Origin of the sequence: Helicobacter sp. CLO-3 (assembly GCF_001854545.1) — a bacterium.
In the GTDB taxonomy this organism is placed as follows: domain Bacteria; phylum Campylobacterota; class Campylobacteria; order Campylobacterales; family Helicobacteraceae; genus Helicobacter_B.
Genome location: NZ_MLQN01000046.1, coordinates 1 through 12211, shown reverse-complemented (window position 1 = coordinate 12211; position 12211 = coordinate 1). Strand labels below are relative to the sequence as shown.

The following is a 12211-nucleotide window of genomic DNA, read 5'->3' as shown; positions in this document are numbered from 1 at the left end:
CCCCCCCCAACCCTCCCCCCACCCACACACACCCACCCACCCCCCCACCCCCCACGCCACGCCACTCCGGCGCCGCCAGATGTGAATACGAGACACCCCCTCTCCACCGCCGAGACCACCTCGCGCAAACCCTGCGTGCCTATCACCACGCTATCGCTTTTGCTCCCAGTCTCAAACACCGCGCCAACGCCCAGATAATCCACCCCCTGCGCGCTAGGCAAATCCTCCGCGCGCCTTAGCGAAAGCCCCAGAATCTTATCCTCGCCAAGTATTTTGCGCGCCACTTTTGGGGACAAATCATCGCTGATGCCGATATGCGCGCCATCCGCACCGCACGCCAAAGCAATATCAATGCGATCGTTTATAAGCAATGGTTTGGCATATTTGTCCGCGAGCGCTTTTACCTTGCAAGCAAGCGCGTAAAACTCGCGCGAAGAGGCGCGCTTCTCGCGCAGCTGGATGATATCCACCCCGCCTTGAAGCGCCAACTCTAAAGCGCGCAAAAATTCATCATCACTTCTCTCGCCTCTTGAAGCCACGAGATACATGCTTAGATTAAGCGCTTTGCGCGTGCGTGCTGACATAGATACTCCTTTGGGTGAATAAAGCTTGGATTCTAGGCAAAAAAGCCGATGATTGATAGCGCATAAACTGCCAAAAATCCGCCGATAGAGACTATCGCAAACAGCACCGCCGCTAGCCAAAACGCGCCCCCGCCACTTCGCAAAAACTGCTTATAATCCACCTGCAGCCCAAGCGCGCACATCGCCATGCTTAGGCAAAGCACAGATAGGAATTTCACGCAATCAATGAGTGCTGGCGGAAAATCGATATAAGAATGCAGGCAAATCACCACCACAAACCATATCGCAAAATACGGGATATAGAGCTTTTTGCGGGATTTTGGCGCGGCAGAATCCACACTACGCCCAGAATCTAAACTAGAATCCACTCTTTTAGATTCTGCGCCGCCAGATTTCTCGCCGCTAGATTCTGTGCGCCTCGCATCCGCCCAGTCAAACAAAAATGGCACCACCAAAAGCACCGGTGCCAGCAGTGCCACGCGTATCATTTTGGTGATGAGCGCGATGTTTGCGCCCTCTGTCGAGATAGCATTGCCCGCACCCACGACATTTGCCACCTCATACAAAGTCGCGCCCATATACACCCCCTCTTGCAGCGGCGTGAAGGGCATGAGTCCTAGCCCATAAAGCAGCGGATAGGCAAACATCCCAAGCAGCCCAAACACCACCACCGTGCTAACAGCGATAGCACCCTTTAGCGTGGAGGAGCGCAGGGCGGATTCTAGCGCTAGCACAGCAGCCGCGCCGCATATCGCACAGCCCGCACTCACCAAAATCGCAAGCTCCCTATCCAGCCCAAAAATGCGCGTGCCTATGACAAAGCCAAGTGCCAGCATCACGACCACCACGCCCACACATAGCGCCACGCCCACCACGCCGACACTTTGCATATCGCCAAGCGAGACAAACACGCCATAAAAGATGATGCCAAGCCGCAGGATTTTTTGGCGCTGAAGTTTATGCCATCTTTGGTTTTGGCGTGAAATGCGGTGATGAAGGTGGCATTTTCGCCCGCACCCTGCATCACAGAAAGCGCCACCGCGATGCCAATGCTTAGAAAAATCCCGATGATTAGCGGCGAGATATGCGCGCGCGCAAAAAATGGCAGCTGGCTAAGTGCCATGCTAATGAGTGCCAAAAAAAGTGCGAGCAAAATCCCGCTAGAATGGCTTACAATCGCGTTTTTGATGTTTTTCATAGTGGCTCCGTTTGTGTGTTTTGGGTTTGGATTCTGGAATCTGGTTTTTGGATTCTAGATTTTTGACGCTCCAGCCTTTGGCGTTTTGGATTCTTAGGTTTTAGATTCTGCCTGTGCGAATGGCGGATTCTAATGCTTTAGATTCTAGACTTTTAGATTCCAGCGCGCCTTTATTTTACAAAAGCCAGCGCGCACCAAGCCCCAGCTATTTCCTCACCTTCACAAAAGCCCGCATTCTACACTAGCCCAGCCTAAAAAATATTTAAACATTTTATGATTTTTTTAAGGCAAAGGTATTACTATTTTGCCCGCAGTTTGTGGCTCCAAGCATTTGGCTTGAAGCGTGCAAGCTAGCTTAATCATCTAAGGGGTTTTTATGAGAATCTTAAGTCTTGTGTTGTTTGGATTTTTGGCAAGTGCAGGCGCGGATGGCGCGCATCACTGGGGATACAAAGGCGAGGGCGCGCCGCAAAATTGGGGCGATATTTCGACAGATTTTCACGCGTGCAAATATGGCAAATACCAATCGCCAATCGACATCACCAGCACTATCAAAGCCACGACAGACAATCCGCTAGCGTTTGCCTACAAAGGCGAGGCAAAAGATGTCGCGAATAATGGGCATTCTTTGCAGGTGAATTTCAAAGAAGGTAGCACGCTAAAGCTTGATGGCAAGGATTTCAACCTCGTGCAAATGCACTTCCACACGCCTTCTGAATACACCTTTAATGGCAAGCATTTCCCGATGGTAGCCCACATCGTGCATCAGACAAAAGAAGGGCAGATTCTCGTGCTTGCGCTGATGTTTGAAGAGGGCAAAGAAAATGAAGTCATCAAGCAAATCTGGAGCAGCGCGCCCAAAAAAGCGGGTGAAAGCAAGGCGCTAGCCGCACTTGATATGAACGCGCTTGTAGGCAAAGTAGAATCCTACATAAGGCTTGATGGCTCGCTCACCACGCCACCATGCACCGAAGGCGTCATCTGGATAATCAGCCAAAACAACGCCAAAGCTTCCAAAGCGCAGATAAAGACATTTACCAACATCATCGGCGTAAATAATCGCCCTGTGCAGCCAGCAAACGGACGCGTGGTGATAGAGGCTAAATAAGGCATATAATGCAAATATTGCGCAATTAAGCGCAATATTTGCTTATTGATTTTTTCTCGTGCCAGATTTGGTTTGATTTAACTTATTTTTGAAAAACTTTGCAAAATTTATGCAAAATAGTTACTTTTAGTATCAGACTTTCATTCTTTAATGTTACCTAATTTGACAAAATATAAATATTCAGGTAGATTTCATGTATTGATTTTCAAAAATTTTTGTGGCTTCAATGATTCTGGGTTTTGTGCGAGGGTTTCGCGATTTCTGCAGAACCCAATTTTATTTCACCTCTTTTGCTTTGCTTGTTTTCTACCTTAGTTTGATTTAGTTTTCTGCTTTTTGCTTTGCTTTGGTTTCATGGGTTTAAAATATCGCGCTTAAGGATTCGCCATGCTTTATGCCTCATCCTATCTCCACGCGCCAAATCCCAAGCGCATGCTTTTTGCTAGCGGGGGCAATGGGGGCGCGGAAGGCGCAGAAAGCGCGTATGTAGATAGGCATTTGGCGCCGATGAAGCCACGCGCATCGCATATTTGCATCTCTTGCGTGGGGTATGATGCATTGTGTCTTGCTAGCGTGCCAAGTAGTGCGGTGCAAGAAGTCTCGCCTAGCGATTTATCCGCGCTTGCAGCCTATCAGGACTCGCCGCAAGATGATGCGCTGCTGCAATACAATATGACGCTAGAATCTCTTTGCGAATATGGCGTAAAAAATGGAATTTTGGTAGCATATAAAATTTACACTGCTACTTTTATACCATATATCACGCAGTTGCCCGGCGCGATGAATGGCGATAAAAATGCGCCAAAAGCCAGCCTAAAAACTTATCGGCTTTTTGCGCTTGATGTGTCAAATGTAGATTCTGGTGCAAATAAGCGCGCGGGCGCTAGCCACAACGCGCATAATTTAAGTATCGCGCATAGCTCAAATAACCCAAACAGCGCGCACAACTCAAACAATGCTGGCAACTTAAACAACGCACATAGCGCAAACAACGCCCGCCAGCAAACACACTCCGCCAAACCTTATGAGAATCTAAGCGCGCAGATTCTCGTGCCGCTGGTGTTTTTGCCATTGGCGCTAGATGAGTGTCCTAGCGGGATTTACGCGCTTGATGATTGGATTTGCGTGTATCAAGAGGGCAGGCTGGTGTATGACTGCTTATGCAAAGATTTTGGCGCGCTTGGCGATTGTTTGGCGTTTGTGGAGTCGTTTTGTGGCGTGAAGTGCGAAAGCGTCGCGTATATCGGCGGATTTTTAGCAGCGCACTTTGGCGCGCAAAATGCAAAATCTAGCGACGCAAAATCCGCGCCAAAACTAAGCGTGCTAGATTCTGATGCGCTAGAATCCACAAAATCCGTGCTAGATTCTGCCCCAAAATCTGCACCAGATTCTACCTCCGCAACAATCCCCCAAAGCCTCGCACGCATCAGATTCTCCCCCCCAGCAAATCGCCAGCGCGCAAGACACCATCCACACGCTAAGCACCATCCACGCGCGCTACTTGCCCCGCCTAAAGCTTATCGCGCTCATCTCACAAATCGCCAGCAAAAACACCGCGTGGATCACTGATTTGAAGCTTCAAAGCCACCTAGAAAAGGGTGAAGTGACGCTAGATTTACACATAACTTCTGCGCGTATGGATAACATCACCCAGCTACTTTATGCGCTAAAAAACGAGCCAAGCCTCCAAATCATCGATGAAAATATAGAATCTAGCGCGCAAATGCTTGATAAAGATATGCTAGATAGAAGCGCGCAGCATGCACTAGATTCTAGCACGCCAAACCAAAATACGCTAAATCAAAATGCCCTAGACCAAAATGCGCTAAACCAAAACGCATTAGATAAAGATGATTTGCCAAATGCCAAAATCACGCTAAAGCTGCTTTATGCGTGATATTTTTTTGCGGCTAGATTCTATGCTGGCTAGCCGCAGCAAGCGAGAGCGCGTGGCGATATTTTGCCTGCCACTTTTGCTTTGTGTGGGCGCGGTGTTTGCGTGGATTTTGCCGCCTATTGATGCGGCTTTTGAGGAGGCGACGCTAAAGCTAGAAGCGCAAAAAAGCATCGCGCAAATGCTTGACATCCCACAAAATAGCATATATGACGCGCAAATCGCGGAGCTCGAGCACAAAAATGCCCTCCTAAATCTCCTGCGCCAAAAATCTATCACAAACGCCACGCTTGCCAAAAAGCTAGGCACATTTAGCAACAACATACAAATCAAAGACGCGCATCTATCGCTTGTGGCGCTTGGTGATGTGGAGGTGCTGGAGGATTTGCTAGAAGAAATCGAGGAGAATCATTTCGTATTTATCGAGAATCTAGCGATAAGTGCGCCCTTTGCTAGCAACCTAGAAATCAAGCTTGATGTGCTAAATTTCGGGCATAGGATGCGAAAATGAGGCGGCTTATCAGCGCGCTTTTTGCGTTTGGTGCGGGTGTTTTGGCGAATTGTATTTTGGTAAGCGGCGCTTTGGCAAGTGGTGCTTTGGCAAAAAGCGCACTTGAGACGCAAAATCTAGATTCTGCAAAATCCAAAACCACAAGCGCACCAGAATCTAAATCTATAGAATCCAAAAAGCCAAATGTAGATTCTGCCACGCCAAAGCCAAGCGCAGATAGTAAAACTTTGGATGAAAAAGTGCATGCCCTACTCCGCGCGCCACTCGAGCAAAACCACCGCATTTATAGTGTTTTTGGCGAAAAAGAAGTCGAGCTAAAAATACAAGCCATCCTAAACCGCCAAGTCCTAATCCACCACAAATGGTATAAACAAGGCGATAAAATCGGCTCGTTTTTTATCCATGATATCAAGCCCTATGAAGTCGTGCTGATAGACAAAAAATCCCAGCAAAAAACCCTAAGCATCCGCAAAAAGGTGCTAGAATGATGCGCGCGAGATTTGCAAACCAGACAAAACAGCCTAGCCGAGTTGGCACATTTCGCGCTAAATTTCGCGCCACGCACCACGCCAAAATTTTCGCCACATTTTCCCCCACACACCACGCGCGCAAAACCACAAGCCACCCAGCAAAATTATTGCTACTATTTTGCCTCCTGCTCGCATTTCTCGCCCCCGCCTTGCACGCACAGATCTGCCAAAACAGAGCCTTTGACCTCCAAAGCAAGCCAAACCTCTCCCCTAGAATCCTACTCGAAGAGCTGGCCTCTATTTGCGGGCTTAGCCTATCGTATGAAAGCCACGCGCAAGAAGCACTCGAGCGCACCAAAATGGTGTTTAACTTCCGCCAAAAGCGCGCAAATGACATCCTCCAAGCCATCGCCAAAGCCAGCGACACGCACTACATTCTAGATGGCGCGATACTGCGCTTCAGCCACCTACAAACCAAAACATTCCACATAAACTACATCGCCACCGCGCGCGTAGGCAGCTCCAACACCGATGTCGTATATGGGCAAGAATCCCAATCCCAATACCTAAACCCCCACACCAGCTACCAAAACAGCGCCTATCTCAACACCCACAGCGCGCTAGGCGAGGACATCCAGCAAAAAGCCCTCACACAAGGCACGCAAAATCCAGTCTTTGGCAAAAGTGGCACCAAAATCTACTCCATCGATGAGCTAAACTTCTGGGGCGACCTAGAAAATGAACTCATCGCAATCGTGTATCAAGAAAGCGACAGCTACAATCCAAAACATCCGCGCATCATCATAAACAAAGGCGCAGGACTCATCACGCTAAGCGCCACGCCACGCCAGCTTTTGCGCGTGGGCGACTACATCGATGCCTTGCAAGCGCGCCTAAGCCAGCAGGTGCAAATCGATGTGCAGATTTTTAGTATCGAGCATTCTGACATCAACACCACCGGGATAAACTGGGCAAAACTCTATGAGCTAGGCATCAACACCCAAAGCACGCCAGAAGCACTCGCTAGCATCACGCCTAGCGGGCTAAACTATGGCGTGTATGTGTTTTCACAAAATCTAAGTGTCGGGCAAATCGTGCAATTTCTCAAAGAATATGGCAAAACACACTCCATCTCAAACCCCAAAATCATCACGCTAAACAACCAGCCAGCTATCATTTCTGTAGGCAATGTCTTGCGCTACTCCCAAAGCCTCATCTACCAGACCTCCACCAACTCCAGCACCATCCAAAACACCGGCTACCAATACCCAAGCGTATTTAGCGGCGTGCTGCTAGATGTCACACCCTCTATCTATGACAAAGAAATCATCCTAAAAATAAACCCCTCCATAACCGCCGCCAAAGACGCCTCTATCGAGAATCAAGCAAGCGCGCTAAGCGCCCCGCCAAACCTCTCTACCAATCAGCTCTCCTCTATCGTGCGTATCAAAGACGGGCAGCGCGTCATCCTAGGCGGGCTCATCAGTGAAAGCAATATCACCTCTAGGCGCGGACTCCCGCTGCTTGGCGCGATCCCGGTGATAAAATACCTCTTCTCATACAAAAAAACTATCAAACAAAAGAAAGAAATGATCATCGTCATCACGCCAACGATTATTGACAATCAAAGCATGGAATATGTGTTTGATGAGAACCAAAGTGGCTAGAATCCACGCTTCAAACAAGTCTGCAAAAAGATTGAAAAAATAATGCGCTCGCAAATCTACACACAAAAATTTATGCAAATATCTGCATTTTTATCCACACTTTTATATCCGCGCGCGATTTATTCCTGCTACAATATCTGCAAAATAACGCTTCGGAATCTGCTCGTGGAATCAAAAGAAAATACCCAAAATACCCATAAAAAAGCCGCCAATACTGCTGATAATGCGCGCCAAAGCATAACGCGTGCGCTGGCAAATGCGCGTAATTTCTACGCCACTTGCAAGCGATTTTTGTATAAGCTGTTTTTGCATAATGCGAGCGGTGTAGTAGCAGAATCTATAGATTCTAGCAAACTCGCAGAATCCACCAGCGCGCAAAGCATCGCCAAAGCCTTGCTAAAAATCGCTAGCAAATACATCGCGCGACATATCGGCGCGATTTTGCTTTTTAGCTGCGCTATTTTGGGGCTTTTTAGTATGTTTGTCTTTGGCGCGCTGTATGAATACAAGCTAGGATTTATCCAATCCGCGCAAGAGCGACAAAGCGCCAGCACGCGAGAATCTAAAATCGCCAAACTAGATTCTATAGAAGCAAGCCAAAGCGCGCAAGATTTTAGTGTGGAATCTAACGCACTTGCAAACGCCCAAACCACCAGCACACAAAAAGCGCAAAGCACGCCAAGCGCACCCACCATGCCAAAACCCGATGAGCGCGAAAGCGTGATTTCAGGCAATCTCACCTATCAAAACGCCATAAGCATCGCCCAAGAATGCCTAGGCATGGGCGACTTCTCACGCGCGAGAATCTGGATATATCGCGCCTACACGATGCGCAAAGACGCCGCGCGAGTTTGGGAGCTGTATCAAGAATCTTTCGAAAAAGACTACTACGCGAGCGCGCAAGAAAAGCAAAAAGCCAAAGCGCTATATTTGCAAGCCCGCGCGTATTATGGATTTTAGGGTGCATTATGGATTCTAGTGTGGATTCTAAAATGCTGGATTTTAAAGTGCTAGACTCTGCGCGAGAATCTAAAATATCAGAATCCAAACTGCAAGATTTTGACAAAGCAGATTCTAGCGCAGAATCCAAACTGCCAGAATCCAGCCAAACGCCCGCCTTAATGCCAATCGATCTAAGCAACTTCGCGCCAGAGAAAAAGCATGTCGAGATTCTAAGCCAGCAGCTCTCCCGCACATTTGGCGCGCTAGCTTGCAAAGTAGATGAAAAAAATATCTACATCGTGCTACAAAATCCACAAAGCGCGCAAGATGCAAAAGATGCGAGAGGTGCAAAAAATGCAGGCGCAAAAGATTCCAGCGCCCAAACCCTCATCGCCCACCACCTAGCCCCGCTTGGCAAAAGGGTGATTTTCTGCCAAGAGCAGTCATTTTGCTTTGCGTGGCAGATGAAGGCGTTTGCATTTGTCGAGGGCTTTTATACGCAAAATAGCGTAGAATCAAAGCTTGATTTTTTGCTCCAAGAAGCCATCGCGCTAGAATCTAGCGATATTCATATCGAGAGCAAGGCGGAGTTTGTGAGTATCCGCTTTCGCATAGATGGCGTGCTGCGCGAGATAGGGCGCATCGATGCGGTGGAGTTTGGCAAGCTATCTACGAAAATGAAGCTAGATTCTAGCCTAGATATCACCGAGACGCGACTGCCTCAAGATGGGCGCGCGCAAAAGACTTTTGGCGGAGTGGAGTATGATTTTCGCATATCTTGCGTGCCGCTAGCGCTTGGTGAGTCTATCGTCGTGCGTATTTTATATAAGCACGCCAGCCGCATTTCACTCGATATGCTAGGGCTTGATAGCGACACGCTTAGCGACCTTAGGCGATCCATCACGCGCAAAAGCGGGCTGATCCTTGTCGCAGGACCCACAGGCGGCGGCAAATCGACCACCCTTTACGCCCTCCTAGAAGAGCTCAAAACCCTGCAAAAAAAGCTCATCACCATCGAAGACCCCATAGAATACCAAATTCAGCAAGCCTGCCAAATCCAGCTAAACCCAGAAATCGGATTCTCGTTTTATGAAGCGCTAAAAAGCGTGTTGCGCCAAGACCCAGACATCATCATGGTGGGCGAGATACGCGACAAAGGCACGCTAGATCTCGCACTCAACGCCTCTTTGACAGGGCACCTCGTGCTTGCGAGCCTGCATAGCAATGACTGCATCGTAAGCCTCGAGCGGCTGTTTGAAATGGGTGCATCGCGCAGCGTCATCGAGACGAGCCTGCTTTGCATAGTAGCCCAGCGCCTCGCTTGTCGATTGTGCGCGCACTGCAAGGCAAAAGTGGCACTGGGCTTCGAGTCTAGAGGCTGTGAAAAATGCGGAGGGACTGGCATACAAGGGCGCACACTCATCGCACAATCGATGTTTGTCGATGAGGAGCTAAAAAGGGTGTTTTGGCAGGCAGGCGGGGGCGTGGCTGGTAATTTAGGCGCGAGTGTAAATCGTGGTGGTGGTGCTGGCGTGACTGGTGCTAATATGGGTGCTGGCGGTGCGCTGGATTCTGGCGGTGCGCGTGGCGCGAATATAAACACTAGCGGGGCGCTGGATTCTGGTGGCGTTTTAGATTCTGGTGATTGGCGCACGAGCTTGCGCCATGCCCTCCTTGCGCGCAACCTCCCCACGCTCAAATCCCAAGCGATGAAAAAGCGCGAGATTATCGATTGGCGCGAGATAGAAAATATCGAATAACACGCGCAAAATAGCCTATAGATTTTATGCTTTGGCGGATTTATATTTTGTCTATTTTTCGCGTATTTTAGATTCTGCGAGATTTGAAGCCAGTTAGAGTTTAGATTCTGCGAGATTCTGCATTTTTAGATATTTTGAAATTTTTGCACTTTTGCCCCTTGACTGAGAGCGGCTCTCATCATTTATAATTTCACTCAATCTTTTTTGCTCGCCTTGCAGCACATAGCTTTTGCAGCGAGCAAAATCGAGAATCTACTTTCACAAAAGGACATTTATGAAAACAAACACTCACAAAAGCGCGCCCCTAACGCGCAGGGATTTTCTCGCCACTTCTGCTAAACTTGGTGTAGCGACACTTGGCGCACTTAGCTTGACAAGCCAAGCGTTTGGCGCAGGCGCGAAAGATATAGATTCTAGTCGCGCATCAGCATCCACTAGCGCGCTAGATTCTGCCACAGCGCCAGAATCTACACGAGAATCCACTCCGCTCATCACGCTAAATAACGGCGTCAAAATGCCAGCCTTAGGCTTTGGCGTGCTAAGGCTAGGCGATCAAAAGCAAACGCAAATGGCTGTAGAATCCGCGCTTGAGCTTGGCTACCGCCTCTTTGACACCGCGCAAAGCTATGGCAATGAAGAAGGCGTGGGATACGCGCTCAAAGCCACAGGCATAAAGCGCGAGGAGCTTTTCATCACAATAAAGCTTTTTAAAGATTTCGCCACCGAGTCGCTGGCTGCCAAAGCCTATGATGAAAGCCTAAAGCGTCTAAATCTCGAGTATGCCGACCTCTATCTCATCCACCAGCCTGTAAATGACACCTATGGCGCGTATCGCGCGATGAGTAAGCTCTACAAACAAAAGGCGGTGCGCGCGATTGGCGTGAGTAATTTTGACTCCGCGCGCATTATGGATTTCGTGCAAAATCAAGAAGTGAGACCTGCGGTAAATCAAGTCGAATGCAACCCGCTTTTCCAAAACCACGCGACACAAAGCACATTACAAGAGCTTGGAATCCAAATGGAAGCGTGGAGCCCGCTCGCACAAGGCAAAGATAATATCTTGCAAAATGCTGTGCTTGCGCGCATCGGCAAAAAATATGGCAAAAACACCGCGCAAGTAATTTTGCGCTGGATTTATCAGCGAGGCATTGTAAGCGTGGTAAAAAGTGGGAATCCTACGCATCAAAAAGAGAATCTAAATATCTTTGATTTTTCCCTAAGCGCGCAGGATATGGAGGCGATAGCAGGGCTAGATACCAACAAACGCGGACTAGACCACCAGAATCCTGACACGATAAAATGGCTCAACGAGCGCACAATCATAAAGGCGTAGATTCTGATATTATGAAACCTGCAAGGATTTTTAAGTAGAATCTGCCCTTATAAACGCGCAGACTATTTATCAAAATCCTTGTTTGTTAAGTTTATTGTAGTCATCACAGCCATATTGAAACCCTAAATCACACGCCTTGCCAAAATATTCTTTTGCTTGTGCGTAGTCTTGCTTTACGCCTTCTCCTTTTCTATATAGCTCCCCAAGATCGTGACAACCTAGAGCATCTCCGCCATCGCAAGCTTTTTGGAAATATTCGGCTGTTTGCCAATAGTTTGATTCTGCACTTTCTGCATTGTAGCGCAATTCGCCAAGAAGAAAACAAGCTTTGGCATCGCCTTTATTGCATTTTTTCTCTAGTGAATGTGGATTGTTTGTTTGTATATTTTTGTGGCAGCCAAGCAGGGACAAAGCCACAAGGGAGGTAAATAGAATGCGCTTCATTAGTTAAGGCTCCTTTTGGCATAAAATTTGTAGATTTTATCAGAAAAGAAACTCGTGAAGTCTTAAAAAATTTTAAGATTCTTAAAAACCTAAAGATTTCAACCTTTAAGATTTCAATCCTCACCCCTCGCCCCCTAGATCCTCAAAGCTAAACTTTGCCAAATCAGAATCTACTCCAAATCTACCCCCAAAATCCACCTACAAAACTGCCCCAGATTCCTATCATTTTTACTTCATTATGATAATACATTTTATTTGTGTTTCTTTTATTCACATTTGATTTACTTTTTTCGCCACTTT

General features: G+C 48.0%; 13 protein-coding genes. 9 read left to right on the top strand and 4 right to left on the bottom strand.

What is annotated here, in order from left to right; genetic code table 11:
- The 3 genes from BKN38_RS09390 to BKN38_RS12115 all read right to left on the bottom strand — a co-directional run.
- Positions 1–584, bottom strand: a 584-nt coding sequence (locus BKN38_RS09390) for a thiamine phosphate synthase (protein WP_070957809.1), incomplete at its 3' end; no start/stop codon positions are given.
- Between the two features lie 32 nt (positions 585–616).
- Entirely contained in the window at positions 617–1495 is an 879-nt protein-coding gene (locus BKN38_RS09385; protein ID WP_233712881.1) for a YeiH family protein, read from the bottom strand.
- Positions 1420–1782 (bottom strand): hypothetical protein, encoded by a 363-nt coding sequence (locus BKN38_RS12115; protein ID WP_066457804.1) that lies wholly within the window; start codon positions 1780–1782, stop codon positions 1420–1422. Before BKN38_RS12115 ends, BKN38_RS09385 begins: the two co-directional genes overlap by 76 nt.
- A 376-nt stretch (positions 1783–2158) precedes the next feature.
- On the opposite strand from BKN38_RS12115, the gene BKN38_RS09375 reads away from it, so the two are divergent.
- The 9 genes from BKN38_RS09375 (at position 2159) to BKN38_RS09335 (ending at position 11467) form a co-directional block, all read left to right on the top strand.
- Positions 2159–2890: a carbonic anhydrase gene (locus tag BKN38_RS09375; RefSeq protein ID WP_066457813.1), complete on the top strand. Its 732-nt coding sequence runs from the start codon at positions 2159–2161 to the stop codon at positions 2888–2890.
- Positions 2891–3277: 387 nt separating this feature from the next.
- On the top strand, positions 3278–4459 hold the full coding sequence (locus BKN38_RS09370; RefSeq protein WP_066457820.1) for a hypothetical protein: 1182 nt from the start codon (positions 3278–3280) through the stop codon (positions 4457–4459).
- The gene (locus BKN38_RS09365) at positions 4392–4787 is read left to right on the top strand and encodes a hypothetical protein (RefSeq protein WP_143000270.1); all 396 of its coding nucleotides are present in this window, start codon (positions 4392–4394) and stop codon (positions 4785–4787) included. The genes BKN38_RS09370 and BKN38_RS09365 overlap by 68 nt, the downstream gene beginning before the upstream one ends.
- Entirely contained in the window at positions 4780–5295 is a 516-nt protein-coding gene (locus BKN38_RS09360) for a hypothetical protein (protein ID WP_066457826.1), read from the top strand. The genes BKN38_RS09365 and BKN38_RS09360 overlap by 8 nt, the downstream gene beginning before the upstream one ends.
- Positions 5292–5783: a hypothetical protein gene (locus BKN38_RS09355; protein ID WP_066457829.1), complete on the top strand. Its 492-nt coding sequence runs from the start codon at positions 5292–5294 to the stop codon at positions 5781–5783. Before BKN38_RS09360 ends, BKN38_RS09355 begins: the two co-directional genes overlap by 4 nt.
- Positions 5780–7432 (top strand): pilus (MSHA type) biogenesis protein MshL, encoded by a 1653-nt coding sequence (mshL, locus tag BKN38_RS09350; protein WP_082942662.1) that lies wholly within the window; start codon positions 5780–5782, stop codon positions 7430–7432. Before BKN38_RS09355 ends, mshL begins: the two co-directional genes overlap by 4 nt.
- A gap of 42 nt (positions 7433–7474) precedes the next feature.
- On the top strand, positions 7475–8392 hold the full coding sequence (locus tag BKN38_RS11270; RefSeq protein WP_066457831.1) for a hypothetical protein: 918 nt from the start codon (positions 7475–7477) through the stop codon (positions 8390–8392).
- 8 nt (positions 8393–8400) lie between these two features.
- Positions 8401–10134: a GspE/PulE family protein gene (locus BKN38_RS09340; protein ID WP_066457833.1), complete on the top strand. Its 1734-nt coding sequence runs from the start codon at positions 8401–8403 to the stop codon at positions 10132–10134.
- A gap of 274 nt (positions 10135–10408) precedes the next feature.
- Positions 10409–11467 carry an aldo/keto reductase gene (locus tag BKN38_RS09335; protein ID WP_233712880.1) on the top strand — a complete coding sequence of 353 codons (1059 nt, stop codon included), beginning with the start codon at positions 10409–10411 and terminating at the stop codon, positions 11465–11467.
- A 69-nt stretch (positions 11468–11536) separates the two neighbouring features.
- Here the strand turns inward: BKN38_RS09335 and BKN38_RS09330 are convergent, their stop codons facing one another.
- Positions 11537–11911, bottom strand: a complete 375-nt coding sequence (locus BKN38_RS09330) for a tetratricopeptide repeat protein (RefSeq protein ID WP_066457836.1) — start codon at positions 11909–11911, stop codon at positions 11537–11539.
- Positions 11912–12211 lie beyond the last annotated feature (300 nt).